Source organism: Lentimicrobiaceae bacterium (genome assembly GCA_020636745.1).
Lineage (GTDB): Bacteria > Bacteroidota > Bacteroidia > Bacteroidales > Lentimicrobiaceae > Lentimicrobium.
Genome location: JACJXH010000001.1, coordinates 525,995 through 552,529 on the forward strand (window position 1 = coordinate 525,995; position 26,535 = coordinate 552,529).

24 protein-coding genes are annotated in these 26,535 nt (G+C 41.6%); 12 read left to right on the forward strand and 12 right to left on the reverse strand.

From position 1 onward, the window contains the following. Positions 1-28: 28 nt before the first annotated feature. Complete coding sequence (locus tag H6541_02075) at positions 29-1,153, reverse strand: glycosyltransferase (GenBank protein ID MCB9014552.1); 1,125 nt, start codon at positions 1,151-1,153, stop codon at positions 29-31. Between the two features lie 85 nt (positions 1,154-1,238). Between H6541_02075 and dprA the strand changes: the two genes are divergently transcribed. After that, positions 1,239-2,351: a DNA-protecting protein DprA gene (gene dprA, locus H6541_02080; GenBank protein ID MCB9014553.1), complete on the forward strand. Its 1,113-nt coding sequence runs from the start codon at positions 1,239-1,241 to the stop codon at positions 2,349-2,351. On the opposite strand, the gene H6541_02085 is transcribed toward dprA, so the two are convergent. After that, positions 2,348-3,013, reverse strand: coding sequence for a hypothetical protein (locus tag H6541_02085; protein ID MCB9014554.1), 666 nt, complete (start codon positions 3,011-3,013; stop codon positions 2,348-2,350). The genes dprA and H6541_02085 overlap by 4 nt on opposite strands. 178 nt (positions 3,014-3,191) lie before the next feature. On the opposite strand from H6541_02085, the gene H6541_02090 reads away from it, so the two are divergent. The 3 genes from H6541_02090 to H6541_02100 are packed head-to-tail and all read left to right on the forward strand — an operon-like array spanning position 3,192 to position 4,876. Next, complete coding sequence (locus H6541_02090) at positions 3,192-3,455, forward strand: cupin domain-containing protein (protein MCB9014555.1); 264 nt, start codon at positions 3,192-3,194, stop codon at positions 3,453-3,455. Positions 3,456-3,469: 14 nt separating this feature from the next. Next, positions 3,470-4,402, forward strand: a complete 933-nt coding sequence (gene rsgA / locus H6541_02095; protein ID MCB9014556.1) for a ribosome small subunit-dependent GTPase A — start codon at positions 3,470-3,472, stop codon at positions 4,400-4,402. 21 nt (positions 4,403-4,423) lie between these two features. Beyond that, a complete protein-coding gene (locus tag H6541_02100) occupies positions 4,424-4,876 on the forward strand; it encodes a D-tyrosyl-tRNA(Tyr) deacylase (GenBank protein MCB9014557.1) in 453 nt (150 codons plus the stop codon). A gap of 79 nt (positions 4,877-4,955) precedes the next feature. Here H6541_02100 and H6541_02105 read toward each other — a convergent pair whose 3' ends face one another. Together H6541_02105 and H6541_02110 are read right to left on the reverse strand one after the other, a co-directional pair. After that, positions 4,956-7,268 (reverse strand): TonB-dependent receptor, encoded by a 2,313-nt coding sequence (locus tag H6541_02105; protein MCB9014558.1) that lies wholly within the window; start codon positions 7,266-7,268, stop codon positions 4,956-4,958. 157 nt (positions 7,269-7,425) lie between these two features. Continuing rightward, entirely contained in the window at positions 7,426-7,872 is a 447-nt protein-coding gene (locus tag H6541_02110) for a DUF393 domain-containing protein (GenBank protein ID MCB9014559.1), read from the reverse strand. Positions 7,873-8,057: 185 nt separating this feature from the next. On the opposite strand from H6541_02110, the gene icd reads away from it, so the two are divergent. From icd to H6541_02125, 3 genes are read left to right on the forward strand one after another with little or no spacing between them, the layout of a single operon-like run. Further along, a complete protein-coding gene (gene icd / locus H6541_02115; protein MCB9014560.1) occupies positions 8,058-9,332 on the forward strand; it encodes an NADP-dependent isocitrate dehydrogenase in 1,275 nt (424 codons plus the stop codon). Between the two features lie 36 nt (positions 9,333-9,368). Further along, a complete protein-coding gene (locus H6541_02120) occupies positions 9,369-10,694 on the forward strand; it encodes a citrate (Si)-synthase (protein MCB9014561.1) in 1,326 nt (441 codons plus the stop codon). 55 nt (positions 10,695-10,749) lie between these two features. Further along, a complete protein-coding gene (locus H6541_02125) occupies positions 10,750-11,160 on the forward strand; it encodes a YjbQ family protein (protein MCB9014562.1) in 411 nt (136 codons plus the stop codon). A gap of 8 nt (positions 11,161-11,168) precedes the next feature. Here H6541_02125 and H6541_02130 read toward each other — a convergent pair whose 3' ends face one another. The 5 genes from H6541_02130 to H6541_02150 form a co-directional block, all read right to left on the reverse strand. Next, positions 11,169-12,155: an SDR family oxidoreductase gene (locus H6541_02130; GenBank protein MCB9014563.1), complete on the reverse strand. Its 987-nt coding sequence runs from the start codon at positions 12,153-12,155 to the stop codon at positions 11,169-11,171. Between the two features lie 21 nt (positions 12,156-12,176). Further along, complete coding sequence (locus tag H6541_02135) at positions 12,177-13,235, reverse strand: DUF4340 domain-containing protein (protein ID MCB9014564.1); 1,059 nt, start codon at positions 13,233-13,235, stop codon at positions 12,177-12,179. Between the two features lie 33 nt (positions 13,236-13,268). Continuing rightward, positions 13,269-15,020, reverse strand: a complete 1,752-nt coding sequence (gene gldG / locus H6541_02140) for a gliding motility-associated ABC transporter substrate-binding protein GldG (GenBank protein MCB9014565.1) — start codon at positions 15,018-15,020, stop codon at positions 13,269-13,271. Positions 15,021-15,046: 26 nt separating this feature from the next. Beyond that, a complete protein-coding gene (gene gldF, locus H6541_02145) occupies positions 15,047-15,811 on the reverse strand; it encodes a gliding motility-associated ABC transporter permease subunit GldF (protein MCB9014566.1) in 765 nt (254 codons plus the stop codon). Positions 15,812-15,942: 131 nt separating this feature from the next. Beyond that, on the reverse strand, positions 15,943-16,728 hold the full coding sequence (locus tag H6541_02150) for an SAM-dependent chlorinase/fluorinase (protein MCB9014567.1): 786 nt from the start codon (positions 16,726-16,728) through the stop codon (positions 15,943-15,945). A gap of 257 nt (positions 16,729-16,985) precedes the next feature. Here H6541_02150 and H6541_02155 point away from each other — a divergent pair, with 257 nt between their 5' ends. The 3 genes from H6541_02155 to H6541_02165 all read left to right on the forward strand — a co-directional run bounded on the left by H6541_02155 (position 16,986) and on the right by H6541_02165 (position 18,225). Next, positions 16,986-17,288, forward strand: coding sequence for a Dabb family protein (locus H6541_02155; GenBank protein ID MCB9014568.1), 303 nt, complete (start codon positions 16,986-16,988; stop codon positions 17,286-17,288). A gap of 70 nt (positions 17,289-17,358) precedes the next feature. Then, positions 17,359-17,784 (forward strand): hypothetical protein, encoded by a 426-nt coding sequence (locus H6541_02160; GenBank protein ID MCB9014569.1) that lies wholly within the window; start codon positions 17,359-17,361, stop codon positions 17,782-17,784. 27 nt (positions 17,785-17,811) lie between these two features. Continuing rightward, positions 17,812-18,225, forward strand: coding sequence for a hypothetical protein (locus tag H6541_02165; GenBank protein MCB9014570.1), 414 nt, complete (start codon positions 17,812-17,814; stop codon positions 18,223-18,225). 53 nt (positions 18,226-18,278) lie between these two features. On the opposite strand, the gene H6541_02170 is transcribed toward H6541_02165, so the two are convergent. Beyond that, the gene (locus H6541_02170) at positions 18,279-18,503 is read right to left on the reverse strand and encodes a LapA family protein (protein ID MCB9014571.1); all 225 of its coding nucleotides are present in this window, start codon (positions 18,501-18,503) and stop codon (positions 18,279-18,281) included. A 96-nt stretch (positions 18,504-18,599) separates the two neighbouring features. Here H6541_02170 and H6541_02175 point away from each other — a divergent pair, with 96 nt between their 5' ends. Continuing rightward, a complete protein-coding gene (locus H6541_02175; GenBank protein MCB9014572.1) occupies positions 18,600-21,209 on the forward strand; it encodes a T9SS type A sorting domain-containing protein in 2,610 nt (869 codons plus the stop codon). Between the two features lie 326 nt (positions 21,210-21,535). Here H6541_02175 and H6541_02180 read toward each other — a convergent pair whose 3' ends face one another. Further along, positions 21,536-23,797 (reverse strand): inorganic phosphate transporter, encoded by a 2,262-nt coding sequence (locus tag H6541_02180; GenBank protein MCB9014573.1) that lies wholly within the window; start codon positions 23,795-23,797, stop codon positions 21,536-21,538. 87 nt (positions 23,798-23,884) lie between these two features. Continuing rightward, complete coding sequence (locus tag H6541_02185; GenBank protein ID MCB9014574.1) at positions 23,885-25,582, reverse strand: Na/Pi cotransporter family protein; 1,698 nt, start codon at positions 25,580-25,582, stop codon at positions 23,885-23,887. A gap of 305 nt (positions 25,583-25,887) precedes the next feature. Between H6541_02185 and H6541_02190 the strand changes: the two genes are divergently transcribed. Beyond that, the gene (locus H6541_02190; GenBank protein ID MCB9014575.1) at positions 25,888-26,535 is read left to right on the forward strand and encodes a DUF47 family protein; all 648 of its coding nucleotides are present in this window, start codon (positions 25,888-25,890) and stop codon (positions 26,533-26,535) included.

A 26,535-nucleotide genomic window follows, 5' to 3' on the forward strand; every position in this document is an offset into this window, starting at 1 on the left:
AACCGCAAAAGTAAACAATTAACAGCCATCAGCCTTTTTTTGGATGAATTGATTTTTCGCTTTTTAATTTCTGCATCAGCTTGTATATAACGCCCTGGTAGTAGGTGTGATTTTGGGGGAGATTAAATCCTGAGCATGCAATGGCTTGATTGTAAGCTTCTGATAAATCAAAATCTTTTTGTTTGCGGGCGGCGTAAATTCCCGCTTTGTGAAGGTTTTTAGCCAGAAATTCCTGTTCGGTCTGGCCCGGAGTAGGAATCAGTACGGCCTTGTTTCCTGTGTAAGCAATATCCATGAGTGTTGAATAACCTGCACGGCATATGACAACTGGTTTTTGATGGAGAATTGAGCCCAGTTCTTCGGTTTCGAGGTGGTCGGCTATATCGAGCCCTTTTCTGAGCGGTTTTATTTGCGTATCTCCGGGGATTCCCCTTAACAACAGGCAATGTTTGTCAGGCAATGGCAACCGGGCCAGGAGCTTGTTTTCGAAAATAGTGCGTTGAGGCTCAGGGCCAGATACAATGGCTACGACATCATATCTGCGCTGACTTCTTTTAGTTGCTTTAAGTTGGTCAAAACGACTGAGTAAACCGATGTAACTTGTATTTTGAGGTAAGTTTCTGCCATGTGATAGTTTTCCTGACAGGTTGAGCTTGCCAGCGAAGTCAGGAATCCAGGATTCATCATAATGCTTCATATGGTAACGGGTAGCCAGCCTGAGAACAGGCGCATACAACATCAAGGCGGCAGGCGCTATAATGTTTACCTGATGCGTGATAAAAACAGAATAAACGTTTTTGTTCCACAATCCATAACGATTGTCAGATATAACCATATCAGGTTGCAGCTCGCGGATGATTTTATTCATCTCTTTATGCTCTTTTGCAATCATCCTTAAAAGACGCGGAGCATCAGTGAGTACTTTTATTGCAACCGGCAATCGTTTACCATAACTCACATTGTACCCGGGCAAGCGGACAAATTCAATTCCGGGGAATTCAGTTTGCAGTAAAGTGAGCTGCAATCCGTCCGATCCAACAATCACTTCAGCCCCGTTTTCAATAAGTTCTCTGATAAGGGGAATGCATCGGGTGGCATGCCCAAGACCCCAGTCAAGCGGACAAATCAATACACGGACTTTATCGGATTTCATGCTTTTTTTTCTGCAAATATAGAAACTGAAAATTCATAAAGACTGACTTCATAGAGAATTAACGAAAAGTTCATAAATTCGCAATATGGCTATTGATCAACAAACTTTACTCTATCAGATAGCTTTGACGCTGCTGCCCGGCGTTGGAGATGTGAATGCACGGAAGCTGGTTTCCTATACCGGTAGCCCTGAAGCAGTTTTTACAGAAAAGAAAGCCAATTTGCTCAGAATTCCGGGTATGGGCTCTTTTACTGCCGATTTGATTATTCAAAACCGTGATGTCTTAAAGCGCGCTGCGGAAGAAGTGGAATTTGTTGACAAGTTTAAAATTGAACCGGTATTTTATACTTCTGATGGTTATCCCGAAAGGCTAAAGCACTGTGCTGACAGCCCGGTATTGATATATAAATCAGGCAATGCAGATTTAAACTCCCCGCGTATTGTAAGCATAGTAGGAACCCGCAGGGCAACGGAATATGGCAAAGAAATCTGCCGGAAGCTGGTAAGCGGATTGGTAGAGATGGATGTGCTGGTGATTAGCGGACTTGCTTACGGAATTGATACCTGTGCGCATAAATCAGCACTTGACGAAGGACTGTCAACAGTTGGGGTGCTGGCTCACGGGCTCGACAGAATTTATCCTCCCTTAAATAAAGGGCTGGCTGAGCGTATGGTAAATCAGGGCGGTTTGGTTACAGAATTTCCTAGCCAAACCAATCCTGACAGGGAAAACTTCCCCAAACGCAACCGCATTATTGCCGGCCTCGCAGATGCAACAATTGTGATTGAAGCAGGTGCTAAAGGAGGTGCTCTTATCACTGCTGATATTGCCAACTCATACAATCGTGATGTGTTTGCCGTTCCGGGCCGCATAGGTGACCCTGCATCTGAAGGTTGCAATAACCTGATTAAAACCAACAGGGCTGCGCTTGTTCAGTCGGCCAATGATATCAGGTATATTATGGGCTGGGATAAATTGAATGCCAAAGCAATACCTGCCCAAACCCGCTTGTTTGTGCAACTTGATGCCGATCAGGAAAATGTTGTTAGAATTCTTACAGAAAATGGTGATTGCAGCCTTGATAAAATTTGCAACTGCAGTGGCGTGCAAACAAGTAAAGTAGCTGCAGCTTTGCTTTCACTTGAATTTGAAGGTATTGTAAAAAGTTTGCCGGGTAAGATTTACCGTCTGATCTAGTGCTGTTCTGCAGTTTTTTGCAGGCTTTTTCTGAATAGTATGAAAGAAATGAAAACGGTTACAGTTACAAACATCCAGAACAAGAGCACGTCGCTGCTCAGCAATGAAAACCGGTAAATGCCCAAAAAAACGGTTGCAGCTCCCAAGCCAGTCATGGAATCGATAAACTGATTTTTTCTGATGTCGCCAAGTCCGGTAAAAAAGCCTGTGATAACGGCTATGGCCATGCTTACAGGGCCCATGCTCCAGAAGAAATGCTCTGATAAACCGCTCTTATTGCCCAGGAGTGAGTAGTATATGGCATAAATACTGGTTAACCCGAGCGTGATAACGACGGCATATAATATTCCTGTTGATGGCGTTTTATGGCGCATTTTTCTCAGAACCGAAAAACGCAAAGGCAAAAAAACGGATATTTGATAAACAAAAGCAACAAACACAAATGAATAGGCTATCATGCGGCGGATACTCCGGGCGCCGTCAATCATCAGGTAGTGTGCCGCCTGATCTATCAGTATAACTGGAATTATCATCCACACACCCCAGAAAAAGGCTTGTACCAGCAACATGTGGTTCGATTTCGGATGCCTGTATTTATGGAACAGGTATATTGCCATGAAAATTGCAGGTGAAATGAGGTAACCGGGTAGCTGTTCCATCATGGATGTATGAGTTCAATGAATTGAATAAAGCGGTTGAAGTGAATTTCTCTTTGTCCGAAAATTAATGCAGCCATATCCTTTTTAAAGCGATTGATTCTGCGCAGATAAATGTGCTAATCAAATATAGTGATATTTTGTAATTTTACGCTTTCCAAAACAATGAATCAAAAAAAATGAAATGGTTGAAGTAAAAAGGCTGAATGAAGCTGAAATCCGTGAAATGGGCATCAGGAACTGGGCCATTTGGGAGAAAGAGGAGTCCCGATTTGCACATACTTACGATGAAGAAGAATGGTGTTATTTTCTTGAAGGAGAGGTCATCATAGAAACAGATGCAGGTAATTATCCGATTAAGCCCGGCGATTTTGTTATTTTTCACAATGGGTTAAATTGCGTTTGGGATATCAGGCAGGCCGTCAGAAAACATTATCTTTTCAAATGAGTACTGCCAATGAGTTGATGGGCGTTGTAATCCGCTCAACGGGAAGTTTTTGCACGGTGCTGGCCGACAATGGAAAAACTATTGAATGCAAATTAAAGGGAAATTTCCGAATCAGGGGAATCCGGTCAACCAATCCGGTAGCAGTTGGCGACAGGGTTGGTTTTAGTTTTTTGCCTGAACAGGAAACAGGTTTGATTCATAAAATTGAGGAAAGACAGAATTACATCATCCGTAAGGCAACCCGTCTTTCGGCTATGTCGCACATTATTGCTACAAATATCGATCAGGCAGTCATTATGGTAACATTGGTAAAGCCGCGGACTTCCACCGGCTTTATTGACAGGTTTCTGGTTACAGCCGAAGCATATCATATTCCGGCGTTTATTGTTTTTAACAAGTGCGATCAGTACACCACGGTCGAAGCTGCGGCTATGAATCAAATGATTCAGCTTTATGAAGGGCTGGGTTATCCCTGCCTGGTTACATCGGCTATAACCGGTCAGGGTGTTGAAGATGTTAAAAAGCTATTTATTGATAAGGTTAATTTGCTTAGCGGGCATTCGGGTGTTGGAAAAACAGCCCTGATTAATGCAGTTGAACCCGGAGTTATCAGAAAGGTTGGCGAAATATCTGACTACCACCACAAGGGAAAACATACCACCACTTTTGCCGAAATGATACCCCTGTCTTTTGGAGGATTTGTGATTGATACGCCGGGTATTAAAGAGTTTGGTTTGGTTAATTTCGAAAAACAGGAGGTGCCTGAGCGCTTTCCTGAAATGCGCAATCTCATGCACCAGTGCCAGTTTAATAATTGTACCCATGTGCATGAACCTGGCTGTGCCGTTAAAAAAGCACTGACCAATGGTTTAATCAGCCAATCGAGATACGCCAATTACCTGAGTATTTTAAATGATGAATATTTTGATGAAACAGAGTGGGATTGATCATTTGATAAAGAAAAAACCATGCGCTTGCTGATTCAGAGAGTTAAAACGGCCAGTGTTCGCAGTGCTGATTATGGCTCGGCTTCCATTGGTGGAGGCTTGTTGATTTTTATTGGTATTGAAGATGCCGACGAAACCGGAGATCTTGAATGGCTTTGTGGAAAAGTTGCCCGATTAAGGGTTTTTGACGACGCCGACGGTGTGATGAATTTGTCTGTAATGGAAACAACCGGTCAGCTGATGGTTATCAGTCAGTTTACTTTGCATGCTAGCACAAAAAAGGGGAATCGTCCATCATATATCAAAGCGGCTACTCCGGATAAAGCCATTCCACTTTATGAAGCTTTTGTGAAACGGCTTAAAGATGAAACCGGATTACAAGTTGAAACAGGGTGGTTTGGCGCTCATATGGAAGTTGAGCTGATAAACGATGGCCCGGTAACAATCATTATAGATTCGCGCAACAGAGAGTAATTTTACTGATTTGTTATTATTTTCTTTACATAAAAAAAGCCCCGGGATACCGGGGCTTTTTTTAATTATCCTGTTCAGGCTAGAAAGATAAACTCATCCCAAAGCTGGGCATAACAGGCAATTGATATACTTTCTCTCCGGTAATCCTGTTTACATAAAAAATGTTGTCTCTATCGTAAATGTTGGTTACACTCAGGTTGAGTTCGAGCATACCGTTATCACCAATTTTGAAACGCCTCATCAGGCTAAGGTCAAGCCTGTGGTAGAAGGGGAGGCGGGCCGAGTTGTATTCGCCATAAAGCACTCCCAGCTCTCCATTTGCCACGATATAGTCGTTGGCAGCACCATTGGGGAATGTTAGTTTTTCATAAAAACCCTGTGATTGAGTGAACGGGAATCCTGAACCAAGGTTCCAGCGGGCATTAAACTCCCACATCAACTCTTCACCAAACCTGTAGGAACTTACCAGGTTCACATTGTGCCTGCGGTCATAGTGAGGAACGTAATCAATTTGTCCGTCGTAGCGGTTGACATATGCGAGCGAGTATACAGCCCAGAAATAGATTTTCCGCTTGTCGTACTTAATGGAAACATCAAAGCCATTGGCGTTGCCGTTTTCAATAATAAAGTCTTTTTTCAGATAATCAGGAACTTCGAAATAATCACCGTTGTCTTCGAATATTTTATTGCGGTTGATATTGGTCAGCTGTGAGAAGTTTTTATAGTAAACTTCAATGTTTGCTGTTACACCTGGTAATGGGTCGAGCTCAATACCGGCAATAATATGTTGGGCTTTTTGAAGTTTATGAGTGACAGATTTGCCGTCAAATTCTTCCTGCAGGTTGTCGGGGCCTGACAGAAAACCATAAAAAAGGTTAACCACATCGCGGTCAGAGTTGGCGCTAATCAGGTTTTGTGAGTAAAAACCGCCAGCCATTTTTAACCTGATATGGTCAGTCAGATTATATTTCATTGCCAGTCGGGGCTCAGCCGAAAGGTTTGACAGTGATGCATAATACTGAAGACGGAACCCAGGCTCAAAAAGCAGTTTACCTCTGGTCATTTTATATTTTACAAAACCGGCAAGCTCAGTGGTGTTTTCCGTTTGATTGATAGCCCGGCCAACAGAGTTGTAAAAATCAAAAACAGTTTTAAATCCCTGCATTTCAACGCCGTATTTTATTTCATCTTTTCCGAGGAAATAAGTAAATCCGAGGCCGAGGTTAAAGCCATTGATTGTGCTTGACCGTGAAGGCAGTGCGCCTTCTTCCATTGAAATATCATAGGATGAATAAGCAAAATTACCTTCCATCAGTACAGGATTGTTGCCCGGAATAACCAGGAAGTTAGCACCGGCACCTGACGATTTCCATTTGTAACTTGCCAGATTGGTATAGTCAACTTTGTCGTTGAAATTAAACCCGTAAAGATTCACTTTTGAACCATTGGCTCCATTGATTGAAACCTTGCCATAAACATCAGTGTAATTAAACGGAAGTCCGGCGGTGTCAATATAATCATACAGGAATTTTGAACTCTCTTTGAGGTATGAGTTTTTGGCAGAAATGATAAATGACGAGCTGCCTCCTCCTGATTCTGATTGTTTTTTTATTGGGCCTTCAATCATCAGCTTGGCACCGAAAGTACTTGCTCCGACTTTACCTGCCATCCTTTTTTTGTTGCCATCGCGCGTAGTCAAATCCATTACTGATGAAATTCTTCCGCCATGCTGTGCATTAAAACCTCCGGTATAGATATCGGCATTTCTAAGAATGTCAGTGTCAAAAACGGAGAAGAGTCCGATGGAATGGAAAGGGTTATAAACAATCATACCATCCAGTACCACTTTATTCTGAATAGGAGAACCACCTCTGATGTAGAGTTGTCCGCCCTGGTCGCCGGTAAAAATAACTCCCGGCAGAACCTGAAGGTACTGAGCCAAATCAGGTTGTCCGCCAATGGTGGGTATCCTGCTGATTTGCTTGGGTGTTAATTTTACAACTGATGTTCTGGTGTCGCTTCTGGCTTCTTCACGCTCAGCTGTAATTTGCACTGCATCAAGATTGTAGGCGCCTTTGTTGATAAAAAGTTTTTTAGTCAGTACCGTGTTGCCTTGTATGGTCACCTGCTCACGAAGCGTATCATAGCCCAGGTAGGTAACCATTAAAGTGTACTTGCCATCAGGTATCCTTGAAATGGCAAAATAACCATTTACATCTGTTGCCGCTCCATAAGAAGTTCTATAAAGGTAAACATTGGTGAAAATAATCGGTTCACCTGTTTCTTTTTCGTAAACAAATCCACGGATTGTGCCGTTTTGCGCTGAAATGTTCAACGAAAAAGCAATCAGCAATGAAAGTGCGGCAAAAGCCGGTTTGATTATTCTGTTCATATCAGCAACTAAGAGTTTGATTGAGATGGTCAACTGTCTTTAGGCGTGTTTCAGCATAAATCTGAATTTTATTCCTGAAACAAAACTAATTTTGAATGGCAAATTTAATTATTTTTCCCGACCACAGTAAGAATCTTCTTTTTCTTTGATTTGAGAATCATGGCAAAAACCTTGGGCTGTCTGATTTGTCAGGAATCATGCAGTGCTTTTGTTGACCAGATATAAGATATCTGTTGCGGGCTATTGTTCTGTATATGAAGTTTCTGATTGCTCCCGGGATGAGATATCCCACCCAAAACAGTTTCCAGAATCCGCCCAGTGCCAGGGCTATTTCCAATATGGCTTCAGACTCCATGTATGATTGTTGATTCCTGATAAAGTAAACACTGTTGAGGTTCGGTTTTTTACCGTTTAATGAATTTGAAACCAAATAGGGCTCTAAGGATGCTAACGTGCCGAAATATAGCCTTTTGCGTTTGTCAACCCGGATTAATAACTGAACAATGCGGTTGCAAAAAATACAATGGCCATCAAAAATTACCAGTCCGCAGTTTATAGGTATTTTTTTCAGGAATATAGGTTCAGAATGGGTTTCGGACTGCATATTTTTATTAGATTTGAACTTGTGTTCGCAACGCTTTCATTTTTATTCTGAAAGTACTGTAAATACAAACAAATTTTAAAGCCGATTGTTAGTAAGCCATTGGTTTGAATGTTCGGATTCTTTTATATATTTGTTCTTCGGCCAATATGTACAAAATTACATAACTAAAAACATAAATACGTATAATGAGCGAACAAGTGATTTCAATTTCTGAAGGAAAATTAATCGTCCCAGACGAACCGGTTGTACCATTTATTGAAGGCGATGGGACAGGTCCTGACATTTGGGCTGCATCGCAGCGCGTGCTGGATGCTGCTGTGGCCAAGGCATATAATGGCAAGCGTAAACTTATTTGGAAAGAAGTATTGGCTGGCGAAAAGGCTTTTAACCTGACAGGCAACTGGCTTCCTGAAGAAACCCTTGAAGCCTTTAAAAAATACAAGGTTGGAATTAAAGGGCCTTTAACCACACCTGTAGGCGGAGGCATCAGGTCGTTGAATGTAGCTTTACGCCAGCAGCTTGATTTATACGTGTGTTTGAGGCCGGTTCGATGGTTTAGCGGGGTTCCGAGTCCTGTAAAAGAGCCGGGAAAGGTTGATATGCATATTTTCCGCGAAAATACAGAGGATATATATGCAGGTATCGAATACATGAATGGTACGCCAGAAGCTGATAAGGTGAAGAAATTCCTGATGGAAGAGATGGGTGTAACCAAGATAAGATTTCCTGAGTCGAGTTCTATTGGCATTAAGCCGGTTTCAAAGGAAGGAACTGAAAGACTTGTAAGAGCTGCATTAAATTATACCATCAGCAAAGGATTACCTTCGTTAACACTGGTTCATAAAGGGAATATCATGAAGTTTACGGAAGGTGCTTTTAAAACCTGGGGATATGAACTGGCGCGCACTGAGTTTGCCGACAAAACTTTTACCTGGGCTGAATACGATGAAATAGCTGCTGAAAACGGGAAGGAAGCCGCTGATCTGGCTCAGCAAAAAGCCCTTGATTCAGGTAAAATCCTGGTTAAGGATGTGATTGCCGATGCTTTCTTGCAGCAGATTTTGCTCAGGCCTTCAGAATATTCAGTTATTGCAACCCTGAATCTGAATGGTGATTATATTTCAGATGCGCTTGCTGCTATCGTAGGAGGTATTGGTATAGCCCCCGGGGCAAATATCAATTATGTAAGCGGTCATGCTATTTTTGAGGCTACCCACGGTACAGCTCCTAAGTATGCAGGTCTCGACATGGTGAATCCGGGTTCTGTTATTCTGTCAGGGGCCATGATGCTTGAATACATGGGCTGGAATGAAGCCTCAGCACTTATCTATAAAGGAATAGAGCAAACCATTCAGGCGAAGAAAGTTACTTATGACTTTCACCGGCAAATGGAAAATGCTACCAAATTGAAAACATCTGAGTTCGGAACCGAACTGGTTCGGGCTATTTCACAGTCGTGATCATTAAAATATTGTTGAACCTACACATCTATTACAATGGCAAAAGGACTTAAAGATACCCTGTACGAAAAAATTATGGATTGGAGGCCCAGAACAGAAAGGCTTCTGAAAGAATACGGTGATGTGGTTGTGGATAAAATAACCATAGGCCAGATTATTGGCGGTATGCGTGGGATTAAATCCCTAGTGTCTGATATCTCTTACCTTGATCCTGAAGAAGGTATCCGTTATCGGGGTTATACTTTGCCCGAGGTCTTTGAAAAGTTACCCAAAGCCAAGAATTCTGATATGCCATTGGTTGAAGGACTGTTCTATTTGCTGTTAACGGGCGATATGCCAACGGAAGAGCAGGCATACAGTGTAGCCGATGAGTTTAGCCAACGAAGAATTTTACCTCGTTATGTGTATGAAGTAATTGATGGTATGCCTTGCTGTAGTCATCCGATGACAATTTTCTCGACAGCCATTCTTACCATGCACCGTGAGTCATTCTTTACTAAAAAATATCATGCAGGCATCAATAAGCTGGATTACTGGGATCCTACTTATGAGGATACGCTGAATATGCTGGCCAAGCTTCCTGAGATTGCGACTTATATTTATGCAAAACTATACCGCGATGGTAAACGCATCCAGTCGAACCCCAATTTGGATATGGGTGGTAATTTTGCACATATGATGGGTATTCCCAAGCCTTATGATGATGTAACGCGTATGCACTTTATTGTTCATGCTGATCACGAAGCGGGTAATGTAAGTGCTCATACAGGCCATTTGGTGGCCAGTTCGTTATCCGATGTTTATTTGTCAATTTCGGCTATGATTAATGGGCTTGCAGGTCCTTTGCATGGGCTTGCCAATCAGGAAGTGCTGCGTTGGCTGCATGATTTGATGGATAAAATGAACGGTGAAGTGCCCTCTGAAGCTGACTTAAAACAGTTTGTATGGAATACTCTTGAATCCGGCCAGGTTATTCCTGGTTTCGGACATGCAGTTCTTCGCAAAACCGATCCCCGTTACATGCTGCAACGCGAGTTTAGCCTTCGCAATCTTTCTGAAGATCCTTTGTTTAAGGTGGTTGATATGCTTTTTAAGGTAGTTCCGCCCATTCTTCTTGAACAGGGAAAGGCTAAGAATCCATGGCCCAATGTTGATGCACAGTCAGGTGTTATTCAGTGGCACTATGGCGTAAAGGAATATGATTTTTATACTGTTCTTTTTGGTATTGGTCGTTCTATCGGTATAGCTGCAAATATTATTTGGGATCGTGCACTGGGCTATCCACTTGAAAGGCCCAAATCTCTTACTACCGCTATCCTGGAAGATATTGCTGCCGGTAAGAGTGTGAATATTGAAGATTAAACATTATCCAATCACTCAGAAAAAGGCAGCGATGCCTTTTTTTTATGCTTCTGTTATGATAAAACAAATAGAGATTGTCCTTCCTGCCTTTAGCCGGGGATTTCATCTGATTACAGGTATTGTTGAAAGTCATTTGCCTGAGTTGCCTCAGTCGGGTTTGTTGCATCTGTTTATCAAACATACTTCTGCAGGTATCTGTATAAATGAAAATGCAGATCCGACAGTACTATCCGATTTTGAAACAGTATTTGATAAACTTGTGCCCGAAAATGAAACCTATTACAAACACACCCTTGAAGGGAGTGATGATATGCCTGCACATATTAAATCGGTCTTGTGTGGTACCGAAATTTCAATCCCCATAACCGGGGGCCGGTTAAACACCGGAACATGGCAGGGCATATATTTGTGCGAATTCAGAAATAAGGGAGGCAACCGAAAGCTGGTAGCAACCATCATTTCGTGAATTAAAAACTATTTGTTCAGATAATCAAAATACCACTGAATGGCTTGTTCAAGTCCTTGATGAAGGCTGAACGCCGGTTGATATCCCAAAAGGGTTGTGGCTTTTTCGATAGACGCCAGGGAGTGTTGCACATCGCCTTTGCGCGGAGGGCCATAAGAGGGTTTTATTTGGGCTATGGAAGGTTTGAAAGCCGACAGGAACCCGGTGAGTTGATTGTAGAGCTCATTCAGACTGGTATTTTCGCCAAAAGCTACATTGTAAACAGTATTGATGGCTTCGGGGTTTTGTGCCAGCAATGCCAACTGGTTTATTTGCACCACATTTTCAACATAAGTAAAATCGCGCGACTGGCTCCCATCTCCATTAATTACAGGAGCATCACCGTTAATGAGTGATTTGATAAATTTAGGGATTACTGCAGCGTAAGCACCGTCGGGGTCCTGGCGTTTGCCAAAGACATTAAAATAGCGCAGGCCAATGGTTTCCATTCCGTAAAGGTCGGCAAAAACCCTGGCATATAGTTCATTCACATATTTGGTGATGGCATAGGGCGAAAGCGGTCTTCCGATGATGTCTTCCTTTTTGGGCAGTGCCGGATGATCGCCATAAGTAGAGGAACTGGCCGCATATACAAACCGTTTGATGCCGGCATCCCTTGCAGCAACCAGCATATTGACAAATCCGCCCACATTGACATCGTTGGTTGTAATAGGATCGTTAATTGAACGTGGAACAGACCCAAGAGCTGCCTGATGTAAAACAAATTCCATTCCTTTAACAGCCGTATGGCAATCTTCAAGATTTCTGATATCACCCTCTATCAGGGTAAATTTAGGATGATCGAGAAATGGTGCAATGTTCTCTCGTTTACCTGTTGCAAAGTTGTCGAGACATACAACCTGATTGTCTTGTTTTAATAATGCTTCAATCAGGTTTGAGCCGATAAAGCCTGCACCTCCGGTTACCAGTACGTTTGATGAAATAAGTTTTTTCATGAAACTTGTTTGTCAGATTGATTATTGCCCATTCTTGGCAAAAAGTGAAAGAGGCATGAGTATTTTGTCAAAGACAAAAAATTGGACCATAACAAAGTCTTTGTCATTATTTACAAGGGCATACATCCTGTCACGGTCATAAGTAACTGTTGAACCGTCAAAAACGTCTATTTCCGGCACAGGAAGCATTCTTCCAAAAGTAGTTGCAGTTTGTTTTGTTCCGTCTTTAAGCTCAAGAGTAATCCGGTGCAAAGGGGTTGAATTTACTATTGAGTCCATTTTGTGAGGCTCCATATCGTTGAGCAATGTTTCATATCTTATATTTCTGAAAGCATTCACAAAAGCCATGAGCTGAAGGGTGTCGTATCTGCTGATCAACTGGTTGTCAGTCAGTTTGTACAAACTTAAACTTTCGTTATTGTTGTTGATGACTTTGAAGGATTCTTCTGGTTTTTGGGTAAATTCCACCTTAATTTCTTTGATGTCAGGTAGTTTTTTATTAAAAACGGTGTGTACTCTCCAGTCGGTTTCAGCTGTTGAAAACCTGGTGGCAACAAATCCTCTAAGTCCGGGCATATAAAGAATAACAGGTGTGTCAGCACCTTCCAGTAATGCATATGTGCCTGCATTATCCATGGTTGCATCACCAATATAGTAGGTTTTTGCCAGCTTTTCGTAGGGAAAAAAATGATAGCTGCCCAGGTTAATTCTGTAGGATTGCTGATAAATTTCAACCTTTACTGACCTTGAAGCAAGTAGCGTGATAATATTGTTGTGTGCTGCTTTTGCGACAGGTTCTCTGACTTCCAGATTGCTGATGGTGGTGAGAAAAGTATTTACATTTTCAACATGAGCATCATATTTGTCATTTAACGACCAGGTTCCATCTGGTTTTCGGGCAAGCAATACTTTATTATCGGCCTTGTCTGACATAAAGATGCGTGTAACTGAGGCTGTATCACTCACGGCAAAGTCGCTGATCTTTCTGTCAAGCGTTGACTTTGATTTGTTTAGCATTAGCAATCCAGCCACTACAGCAAGCAAAAGTGTAACAAGTATTATGATTCTGTTTTTGCGCATTTTATCGAATTAATTTGAATTTTGACTTGAAAATTATCTGGCGTATTTGCGTTTTCTGAGGGCAAACTGTATCAAACCAAACATTATCACCAGTAAAACAGGGGCGGCTGTATTGATTAATTGCCACATTAGCAGTTGCTTGCGTGCTCTGTTTACATCAAGAGCCCTGAGCTTAAGTTCTCTTGCTCTAACCGACATCAAACCTTCGTCATCGCAAAGGTAGTTTACAGCATTCAAGATCAAATCTTTATTGCCAAATGTTTGTCCGGTGTGACGGTCATAACCTAAGGGAAGCGGCATAAAAGAGCCGTTGTTGAATTGTACCTGATTACGGATAATGTCTCCATCAGCCATTACAATCATTCTGTTTTTGGGGCTTTTGGCCGTAAATCCGATTTCGGGGGCCTGGGATATTTCTGATGTGATTCTGTTGTTGTAAAGTGATTGAAACTCTCCTTCGAGCAAAACTGCAACTGCCTGAGGTTGCTGATTGTAATCTTTGGGATCTGCTTCTTTGCTCAGGATATCGAGTGAAATCATTACAGGAGTAAGCGCAATGCGGGTGTACTGCGAAGTTTTCAGCAAAATAGTCTTCTTAATGGCCGGATTTCCGACAGTATCAAGACTGCTGATAAATTCGGTGCGGATAGCATTCAGATTGTTTACTACCGGGTGCTGTGAAGTAGAGGTAATTACAGGAAAGAAATACCAGGGGAAAAAGCTGAACTGGGGTTGGTTGCCTATTTGTCCAGTAACCATAGGAATAGGCAATGCATTGATGTCCATCAGCAGGTTGCTGTTAAGGCGCACACCATAGGTGTAGAGCATATCGTTTAGGTTTATGTCCTGTGTTACGCCCATAGTGCGATCTGATTTTTGCAGGCTGTCCATTGTGGCAAAAACAGGGTCAACCAGCCATAATATTTTGCCTCCGTTCATTACAAACTGGTCAATGATAAATTTGTCCTTTTCAGTAAAAACCGAGTCAGGTTTGGCAATCACCAGTGCTTTGTATTTATTTACCACGCTGTATGTTCCATCTTCATTTTCTTTTCTGTTGGTCAAAGCGTTAATATTGCCGGCAATTTTAACGCTTTCAACCTGGTAATAATCAGATAAGGCGTGGCGTGCGTCAGCTGTTTCGATAAGAGGTAATTCGCCATGGCCATATGAAAATGCGATTTTGGGTTTGCTGGTGTTGCTAAGCTTTCTGATGGCATTTGAAATATTATACTCAAGTGCCTGTATGGAGTTGTTGATGATAGCATCAGGTGGTGCGCCCAATTGGTCGGCGAGCAGGCTTAAGGGGATTTCACGGCCTTTATAGGAAACCAGGGCTCCCGGAAATATTCGTTGCTGTTGCTGCCCTTCCTTCATTTTCACATTGATGTCGGTTGGCTGAAGCCCCTGTTCAATCAGTCTGTTATACACTTCTCCTCTGGCTTTGGCCGATTCTTCTGCCGAAGGGTTGATAAATTCGTACTGGATGTTGTCACTGTAAGCCCTGAATTCATCCAGCATTTCGCGGGTTGATTTGCTGAGTAATTTGAATCCTGCCGGGAAATCCCCCTCAAGGTAAACCCTGAAATAAATGATATCGTCTGTTTCGCGTAAAAGCTTTTTGGTGGACGGCGATAATGAATACCTCTTTTCAGTAGTGAGGTCAAATCTGGTAAATAAATATGAACCAATTACGTTCAGCAGTATGATGATGATTAAACCCAGTGCAAGCTGAATGATATTGTTTCGACGTATGTCAGCGTTATTTCGTTTACTTGTTTCCATGCTTTTCAGAAGCCCTTTGATCAAAACTATTTACCGGATTTGTTTTTGCTAAGTGTTTGTTCCCATTTACGGCTCTCCAGCGCAATTTTGGTGAGCAGAATAAAAATGGCTATCAGACTCACAAAATAAAGCACATCACGTGTGTCAATCACACCCCGGCTCATTGAAGCATAATGCGCCTGAATGCCCAGCGACATGATAAACAGGTCGGCCTTGCCGAAAAGTGAAAGTTGTGCAATAAATTCAAACCCGGTATATGCAAATCCACTGAGCACCAAAGCCAGAATAAAGGCGATAATCTGATTATCAGTAATGGATGAAACAAAGAGGCCGATGGCTACAAATGCTGAAGCTAAAAATAGCAATCCGATGTAGCTGCCCCAAAGCCCGCCCATATCCATGTTGCCTTTGGGAAGTCCGAGCAGGTAGACAGATATGGCATAAATCAGCGTTGGTAAAAGTGAAAATAATACTAATGTAACACCTGCCAGATATTTGGCCATAATAATCTGAAAATCTGTAAGCGGTTTGGTAAGCAACATTTCAATGGTTCCGCTGCGCTTTTCGTCAGCAAATGAACGCATCGTAATGGCCGGTATCAAAAAAAGGAAGACAAATGGCGAAAGCGTAAACAGGTTGTCGAGGCTTGCATAACCATAGTCAATAATGTTGAATCCGAGGGGGAAGACCCACAAAAATAGCCCGTTGATAATCAGGAAAACTATAATGGCCAGATAGCCTATCAGCGAATTCAAAAAACTGAAAATTTCTTTGCGAAAGAGTGTGAACATAGTGATGGTAATAACTTGTATGCTGCTTTGGGGCCGCTAAATTACTTAAAAATAGGGTTTGAGCGTATCAGACTTTTATTTTTTAAGCTATTTGGGTTTGTAAACTGTACGGTTTGCCCTGTCAGCTATATTTAATTTGTGAAAGTTATAAGCACAATGTCATCGGTTTTTAACCCGAGCAGACTTGCGGCATTGCCTTTGTTGATTGAAATCTCGATGAGGCCTGTTGTACTATACAATATAGCAATTTCACCCTCAGGAACAGCACTGTATGCTTCGCGTATAGTGTTGATTTGGTGAGACTTGCCTTTGATTGAAAGGGAGAATCTGCGATTTTTCCCAACTTCTGCAAATTCTTTGGATGTAATATTGAGAAAGGCATTCTCATAATTATCAATATATACGACCCTGCTGCTGATGGTGTCGCCACTGATGTGCGGCCGCATGCTGATGAGTGCATTGAGGTCGGACCTCACATGGCCAAGTTCTTCAATAGCTTTACCTTGTGCCAGATGCACTGCTGCTTTCACAAACCGGTCGCGCGTTGAAAATGTGAAATATCCCGTATCCTGATTGATGTCCAGTTCAACAATTTTTGCAGGGCTTTCATCAAACATAAGGGTGAAAACACCATTGTCAGCTCCGATAAAATAATGGTTGCGAAATTGAACAGCAACGTGCGGGGTGTTTTCTGATTCTTCGGTGTTGATGCCAATAATATGAATGGTTCCTTCAGGAAACAAGGGAAAAGCATTACGCAGAATAAAGGAGGCCTGTTTGATGTTGAACGGTTTGATGCGATGGCTGATGTCAATAATCCTGGCATCAGGCAAACGGCTGATAATCGCCCCCTTGACGGCTCCGGCATAATGGTCGCGAGGTCCCCAATCAGTTGTTAGCGTTATTACCGGTGTCATTATTTTTATATTTTCAGGTATTTAAATATCAATCTTATTCTGCACTTCTAAACCTTATGTTGTTCAGTTTCATAAGGCTATTCATCACTTATCCGTTATTTTCTGTTGAGGCGTATGAATTGCAAAAGTACAACTTATGATGGTGAAACCAAGACAGATTCAAAGTTATTGCAGGTATTTTGACAGGGCAAAACGTCTTGCCTTTTATTTGATTTGCATTGGAATCATTTGTTACTTTTGCAGTAAAGAACCTGATGATGATAAAACATATTGTTTTTTTTAAGGTGGCAGCTCCTATGTCAGCTGCTGATAAAGCCTCGTTGCTTAATACAGTTAGTCAACGACTGAACGAACTTCCTGGTTTGATTCCTGAAATCAGCCGGTTTGAAGTGGGTATTAACATGGTGGATGATATCAAAGCTGCTGATTTGGTGCTTGTGAGCGAGTTTGAAAGTGCCGGGGATCTTCAGTCGTATCAGTCACATCCTGCACATCAGGCATTCTTGATGTGGAATAAGGATAAATGCCCCAAATTTTCGGTAGTCGACTATTTGTTCTGATTTATTTACCCCTGATACTTTGATTGGTAAAATGACCATCATTGTTTGAAGTTTAATCCCTGACCCGATAATGAAACACACATTTCTGCTTTTACTCGCGACATTACTTGCTACTTCCTGCGTTAAACTTGATGGCGAAAGTTATCGCAAATATTCTGATTATGTTAACATTATGGACGTGAATATGCCTGACAGTGCATTTATAGGAGACGATATTCCTATTGTGGTACAGGCCGGTGCCCCCAATGGCTGTTGGTCGGGGCTTGAAGTTCATATTGGCAGATCTACTATTTACGATTCTGTTTTTGGGTTTACAGCCACTGGCTTGTTTGAATCAACCAATAATTTGTGTGCCGAAGTGTTGGTTACAAAAGACTCTACTTTTCATTTTAAAACTGATACAGCCGGCATCTACCTCTTTATTGCTTATTCTGCTGCCTATCAGCCAATTTATGATACCCTTGTGGTTTCGGATACGGCAACTTCAAAACGTTAGTTGATTGCTTTTTTATATTTCCCGTAGATGTTTCTGCAATTTGAAGGCATAAGAATTGTCTGCATCAATGCATTTTTGTTTCGCAGAGGTGCAGCTGTTACTATTCCCGGGGTTGGAATAATTACCGGAAAATCAGGCGCTTGCGACATCAATTTGCTCCGGCATGAGTTTGGCCATATTTTACAATTCAGACAACAAGGAGCTTGCTTTTATTGGTGTTATATTGCGCCTGCCAGTTTATTGAGTGCTATAAAAGCGCATCGTCATTACGCATACAGGCATATGTCATGCTGGACTGAATGGTCAGCTAACCTGTTGAGCTATAGATATTTTAATGAACCTGAATCGTGGGATCATCTGAACTTTCCCGTCAGAAATTCTTATGTATTATCGGGTAAGCAATCATTCCGGGTCAATGCTTTTATCAACTCTATAACCTGATAAGCGGCTTTCCCGAACAGCATTTAATTAAGGTTAATTCCCTTACTACCGGCTTATTCCTTATCTGTATTTTCAGATTTTTGCTTTCGCGAAACCATCCACAAATGAAAGAAATAACCAAATCCGGCTCCGATGAGGAAAATAAATAGCAGCATAAGTGCCAGCGACATGTTAAAACTCCAGAAGAAGAGTTTTAATTCAGCCGATGCGGAGTTCTGAATGGAAAAAATGACAAGCAGGATAGCTGCAATAATGGTGATAATGGCGGAACGTGACATCTTTGGGGTATTTTAACTTTTATTATCCAAAGTTAATCAATTTTCTATCTTTGTCCGGAATCATTTGATTATTCCTGACCTTCAACTTCAATTCATATGAAAATCAGCCGACAATTATTATTATTTACCTGTTTTGCCATGATGGTGTTCATTGCAGGTGTATTTAAAACCAATCATAAAAACCAAAATAATCCCGGGCATAACCATACCTCAATGCAGGAAAGATTTGGTCTTGAAAAAGAGCCGGGATTATATCCCAATGATTGGATGGACAGGCAACGTACTTTCCCTTATGGTTCGATAAAGACTGATGTTTATCTTGAAGCCATCAGGCAGGCACAGGCTTTTCATACGAATGCTTCCAGAACGTCACTAAACTGGGAATTGGCAGGCCCTGTTAATATTGGCGGGCGGATTACTGATATTGAAATGCCTGAAGGTTCAAATTCAACTATTTACATTGGTGCTGCATCCGGGGGTATTTTTAAATCGACCAATAGTGGTTTTAACTGGACGAATATTTTTATGAATGCAGCCTCCTTAACAATTGGTGACATTGCTATTGATAAAAGCAACCATAATCTTTTATACGCTGGTACTGGTGAGGCCAATGCTTCGAGCCAGAGTGTCAGGGGCGATGGTATTTATAAATCAACTGACGGAGGAACAACCTGGACTTTTTCAGGACTTGAACAATCTGCTTATATCGGGCGAATAGTTATAGATTATTCAAATTCCGACAGGGTTTTTGCAGCGGCCTGCGGTAATTTATTTTCGCCAGACGAGCACAGGGGTGTTTATCGTACAACCGATGGAGGGAATTCATGGCAAAAAGTTCTATTTCTGACTGATTCCACTGCAGCCATTGATATTGTTCAACATCCAACAAATCCGGATATACTTTATGCTGCCATGTGGGAGCGTGTACGTGGTTTGAACTACCGCCGGTCATATGGTGCCAGTTCAGGTATTTGGATGACAACTGACGGAGGCGACAACTGGTCAGAATTATCGGTTGGCTTACCGTCAGGCAATGAGAAGGGGCGTATCGGGTTGGCTGTTTCTCCTTCAAACCCATCTATCCTTTATGCCTTTTATGATAATCAATCGGAAGTGGCAGTATATAAAACAATAAATGGCGGGCAAAGCTGGTCGCGCACCAATGACGGTGCCCTGCAAGGGATGAACAGCACTTTTGGCTGGTATTTTGGCCAGATTAGGGTTGATCCGAATATTCCTGATATAGTGTATGTTATGGGCGTTGATATGTTTTATACCGCTAATGGTGGCAATTCCTGGACACAGCTTGCCGGTTATTTTAATTCTGATGTCATTCATGTGGATCATCATGCCATGTATATTCATCCTGAAACAGGCCGTATTTACGAAGGAAATGACGGAGGCCTTTATGTAAGCGACGATTTAGGGTTTAATTGGAGTAAAATCAATAATTTGCCGCTTACTCAGTTTTACGATATTGAAATCGATTATCTGAATCCTGATCGCCTCTATGGCGGGACACAGGATAACAATACCGTACGGACAACTACTGGTCAGACCAACGATTGGGATGCCATTTTGGGTGGTGACGGTTTTTATAGCCTGGTTGACTATACCAATTCAAACATCATCTATGCTGAATACCAATGGGGAGCTTTACATAAGTCAACCAATGGAGGAAGCTGGATGAATGCCATTAATGGATATTGGTCTTCCGACAGGGTAAACTGGTCAGCTCCTGTCGTAATGCATCCGCAAAATCCCGAAACACTATATTTTGGTACTTACAGGGTTTGGAAGTCAAATAATGGTGGAAATTCATGGACTGCTGTCAGTGGCGATTTGACCAATGGCGATGATGGAAGCTCTTTTCATACCATCAGCACGCTGGCTGTGTCTCCTCTTCAGCCTTCCATTGTTCTGGCAGGAACTGACGATGGAAGGGTACATATTTCAACTGATGCCGGTGCGCAATGGACTGATATAAGTCAGGGATTACCGCTCAGATGGATAACCCGCGTAGCCACCGACCCTTTTGATGAGAACAAAATTTATGTTACACTTTCAGGATTCAGATGGGATGAGCCTGTTTCACATGTTTATATGTCGGACGATCTTGGCCAGACATGGCAATCTATTGGAGGAAACCTTCCTGAGCTGCCGGTAAATGTTATTTTGGCCGATCCTAATCGTCAGGGGCGTTTGTTTGTTGGGACTGATGCCGGTGTATTTGTGACCAATAATGGAGGTGAGGAATGGCTGAGTTTGAATCAGGGACTTGGAAATGTACCTGTAATTTCAATGAAAATTCATCCTGAGCTTAATTTTCTGGTCATAGGAACATACGGGTTGTCGGCCTACAAACTCGATTTGTCGCAGCTCAGTGTGGGTGTCGGAGATATACATCAGCTGAGGTCAAAGCTTTCTGTTTCAGGAGTTTTTCCTAATCCTTTCCGGACAGCTTTAAATCAGTTTGTTACTTTAAAGGTTGAAAGTTCAGCTTTTACAAATGCTCATATGGTTATTTACGACAATACAGGCAGAACAATAAAGACTTTTTCTGCCACTTCTCTTCGTCAGGGCCTGAATCAATTGTTATGGGATGGTAAGGATGAAAGCGGAATGGCTGTTAAATCAGGTTATTATTATATTTCGCTGAAATCTGCAGCTGGCAATGCATCGGCAAAGGTGCTGGTTGTGAATTAATCAGCATGTCAATAGAGAGAAATTTTAAAGCTTCTGATGGGTTGTGAGGTGTTCCTGTTTCAGATGAAATTACATTTCTACCCATCAGAATTCCTTTTATCAAAAGGGAAATCGCCTGGTTAACAGATTATTTTCAGTTGGATTTAAAATGCTAAGTCACAGCTTTCAGGGCATTGACTTCAATACTTATGCCCAGTTTTACATTGGCACAAGGTCGTATGGAAGACTGCTGAAAAACATCAGAAAAGAAGATGAATAAGCAATGTATGGATTGTGCTGAATACGCCAGTTGATATATAAGGAAGAGTAAGCTTATTTAAAAAATATTACTCTTCCTGCATTTTTCCAGCTTTTTCAAAATCACGGCTTGATCTCAGGATATTATCAATGTAAAGCGTAAGATTTTTAGTCTCGGCCAGAATGTTCAGATATAAAATACTGTTGCGGGTTCCGGTTTCGCTGTTTTTGATACGTTTCACCTGTTTTTTGCGTGTTTCTTCAATAATGCGCAAAATGGTTTGTTGCTTAATTTTTATCTCCTCAATATTCTGATATTGTTTGTTTTTTAGAATGTCGAGGGCTTTGCCGAAAAGAATAGATATTTCGCCATTTAATCTTGAAACTTCTTCAACCTGCACCGGAATCAAAGGCTTATGATTATTTTCAACATGCTCGAAGCAAGGATTATTGATGTATGAGATGCAGTGGTTAATTTCACGCAGATAGTCAATGGCCTGAACATAAAAATGGCCAGTATCGATAGAATCTTCCTGAAGATTAGCAAGCGTTGAGTTGATGTGGTTTTTAAGCCTTTTGGTCATGACATTCAGGCTTTCAGCATTGTTTTTTGCATTACGCAGTAATTTTCTGTCTTCATCCACCAGTCCCATAATGGTTTCGTTGAAAATATCAAGGCTCTGTTTCAGTACAAACTGAATTGAAACCGAACATCTTGAAATGATGGTTTCTGTATTCATCTCTTCAGGCAGAATATCAAGAGCCTCGTCGGCTTTACGTTCATCGGCGCGACGCAGGTGAATGCGATGGGTGCGGTAAATAAGGAACCCAACAACGCTCAGGAGAATAAAAGTGGCAACCATTCCTCCGTAATAAAGAATAACTGCCGCGATAAGCGAAACAGTAAAGGCGGCAAGTGCAGTAAAAAACCAACCACCAATAACAGAAAGAACGCCGGTAATTCTGTAAACAGCACTTTCGCGGCCCCAAGCCCGGTCGCTGAGTGATGAACCCATGGCAACCATGAAAGTAACATAAGTGGTTGACAGGGGCAATTTGAGCGAAGTGCCAATGGCAATTAAGATACTGGCAACTACCAGATTTACACTAGCCCTGAGCATGTCAAAGGCTGCGCCTTCAGGCATCTGCTTTATTGTTTCTTCATCAGGGGCTTCAAAACGGCTTTCAATCCAATTGCTTATGCTAACAGGCACAACACCGCTGATGGTAGATGCTAAATTGCGGGCACCTCTCACCATATTTCTTGAAAGGACAGAAGAGTTAAATCTTTCAGCCCCTTCATTTTGTCTGCTGAGATCTACCGATGTTTCAATGACGCTTCGCGCTTTTTTGGAAGTCCAGAGTGTGATTGACATCACAAGTCCGGCTATCAGCAGCATCCATGTTTCAGTTTTTACATCATTGGCCAGGCCAATCATCATAAATGTGTCGGGATCGGCTCCCGGAGTGGCGCTGAAAATCTGGAATGCTTTTAATCCTGCGAGCGGTACGCCTATAAAATTTACCATGTCGTTGCCTGCAAAAGCCATCGCCAGGGCAAAAGTTCCGGTAAGAATGATGAGTTTCAGAATATTGAATCTGAACGCCATCAGCAAAAGCTGAAATAGCAATGTAAGGCCTATGAAGCTGATAATGAGTATTGAGGCTGTATGAGCGTTGATAAAGGCCAGTGTTCCTTCTGTAATGAACGAAGCACCTTTAGCTCCTTTTATCACCATAAAATAGAGAATGCCTGTTATGGAGAAACCACCCCATACAGCTGCAAAATATTTGATATTGTGCCGGAGGTTAAACGTAAACAGGATTCTGGAGATATATTGGATGAGAGCCCCCACACTAAAGGCCAGGGCAACAGAGACAAGTATACCTGTGATAATGGCCAAGGCTTTGGCTGCATTTATATATTGTCCGATATCCTGAAGTGTTTGCTCTGAAGCTGAAATCTTAATGATTGCTACAGCAACCGAAGCTCCCAGAAGTTCAAATACGATAGAAACTGTGGTTGAAGTGGGTAATCCGAACGTGTTGAAGATATCGAGAAGTATAATGTCTGTGATCATTACAGCCAGGAAGACAATAATAACTTCGCTAAAGCTGAATTCTCCCGGGTAGAAAAGGCCTTTTCTGGCTATTTCCATCAGACCACTTGAAAAAGTTGCACCTACCAATACGCCGACGCTGGCGACAATCATTACGGTTTTGAAGGAAGTGGCCCGGGCGCCTACTGCGGAGTTGAGAAAATTAACTGCATCATTGGAAACCCCTACAATCAGATCCGAGATGGCAAGTATGAAAAGGACAACGATGAAAATAATGTAGATACTATCCATTATTTGAAGGCTAAATTAGACATTGCAAAGTTATCAATACGCAATGAAACAGGCTAAAAGCAATGTTAAGTTAATGTTAAATCGACTCTATCTTGCATTACTGGCAATCGCCTGGTTTACATTGATTACATGGTCAGCCAGTTTTTCACATTGACTTACCAATTCATTGAAAAAGGCTGCATTCTGATAGGTATATTCGCCTTTGTCGACTCTTATTCGGTTGTCATTCAGTAGTTTGTCGCGAAGTGCGTTGATTTTAAGTTCCAGTTCAGCAGATTTGGCCAGTATACCGGGGCGATATTCCTGAGAAAGATTGAAATTCATGTTATCAATTGCCTCATTTACCAACGAAAACAGGGAAGCTAAATCATCACGCATTTCCTGGGTAAACCAGGCTTTCTCCTGGTTTTTCCGGTTGATGGTTTTTTCCATTTGAACGCATTGGTCGGCAATGCTTTCAATGTCGTCAATAATTTTCAGCATGGAGCTGACTTTGCGTGATGCGGCTTCTGTTAAATCCTGTTCAGCTGTACGTGTAAGGTAATATCTGATTTCAAGCTCCATTTCATCAGCCTGTTCTTCACTTTTTTGAATTCTTTTTTGAAGTTTTTCGTATTTGCGTTCGCGTTTTTCAATCAGGTATTCTGGTATAAGATTGAACATAAACGAGATGTGCTTACCAAAGATAAGGATTTCTTCACGGGCTTGCAGCAGGGAAATTTCGTTGATGGTCATAAATCCTGACCTGAAATATTTCAGTCTGAAATTCTTCTTTTCATTATTTCTGAGCGGAATAATCCATTCAAGGAGTTGTTTAAAGTAAGGAATAAGCCCTGCTAAAATTACAGTATTTATAATGTTAAAACCCGAATGAATGATAGATAAACCGACCGGTACTGCATCTGGATTTTGCAGAGGTGACTGGCCTGTAATAAATGCAGTTGCCTGAGCAGATATTTTGATGAAAAATGAAAAAAAGATCAACATCCATAATGCGCCGAAAACATTAAATAATGTGTGCCCGAGAGCCAGTCTTTTGGCTGAGCGGTTGGCCATGATTGCCGCAATATTGGCTGTGATAGTTGTTCCAATGTTTTCGCCGATAACCATAGCCGCTGCGGCCTCATATCCAATCCAGCCATTGTGGCTTAATACCATTGTAAGGGCAATGGTAGCACTTGACGACTGAATAACAAACGTGATAACCAGACCGATGCCGGCAAATAAAAGAAGAGAATACGGGCTGTCTCCTGAAATTCCAGAAATCAGCGTTGTTAGCCCTGAGTCGCTGGTCATGTCCGGAAATGCGTTCTTCATAAACTGAAGGCCCAGAAACAACAAGGCAAATCCCAGCAGAAATTCACCAATGGCGCGTTTACTGGCCGTTGGCATAAAAAGAAATGGCAACGCCAATCCCATGATGGGAAGAAGAACAATATTGAAATCAAAATGAAATCCGAAGTAAGTTACAAGCCATGCTGTAACAGTAGTGCCAATATTGGCACCCATCATAATGCCTAATCCCTGAATTAAAGAAAAGAAGCCTGCATTGATAAAGCTAACCAGCATAACTGTTACCGCAGAAGATGACTGAATGAGTCCGGTTACCAGAAACCCGGCAAAGATTGCTTTGTATTTGTTTGAAGCAATACTGGAAAATAACTTTCGTACCCGGTTACCTCCGAATCGCTGAAGGGCTTCACTCATCAGCTTCATACCAAACAGGAATAAAGCCAGTGCTCCAAGAATCGTAAGAATCGATAATCCGTTATTGAGAATTGCCATGTTAAGTTGCTGAAATGTGGATGGTTATTATGCAAGAAGGCTGCACAAAAATAGGTATTCTGTCGTTGTATTCCAATTTTCTGTGAATTTTTAAGACATGGATTTAACTTTCCGGCGGATTAAATTTTGTTAAGAATCAAATGAAAATGTGTGGCAATCCCGGCCTGTTAAAAAATTAACAATAACTTAATATTGCCCCCTGAAATACCCTCATTTAACGCCTACTTTTGCAGCAATTTTTTCATGGGTCAAAAAGTTTTCAATTGTAAATAAAAAGGTATTAACATGTTTAAAATTAATTGTTTATGAAACTTGATAAATTGTTTCAATTTTTGGTCCCCAAAGACAAAAAGTTTTTTCCTCTTTTTTCTTCAGCTTCGGCCAATCTGGTTAGCTGTACTCTTGAGTTTCAAAAACTGCTGAATTGTGATGATGAGGAAGAAAAAGCCGTGCTGGTTAAAAATATTAAGAAGTTTGAAAAAGTAGGGGATAAAATCACTGTTTCAATTTTTGACGAACTGAATACTACCTTCATTACGCCTTTTGATCGTGAAGATATTCAAAAGTTAGCTAACCGTATCGACAATGTGGTTGATTTGGTGAATACTTCAGCCAAAAGAATTCAGCTTTACAAGCTTACCGAAATACCTCCTGTGTTTCATCAGATGGCTGGCTTGTTGGTTGATGCCTCCGGTGAAATTGACCATGTGGTTGGTGGATTAAACAAAATTCATCAGGCCAACGGATTTAAAGAAAGCTGTATCAGAATTGGCGAACTTGAAAATGAATCAGATGAACTTAACTATTCGTTTTTATCTGAAATATTCGACAATGAAACCAATGCGATTAATCTGATAAAGAAACGCGATGTGTTAAATTCGCTTGAAAAAGCGATGGATCGCTGTGAGGATGTAGCAGACATTCTGAACACCATTATGGTCAAATATGCCTAA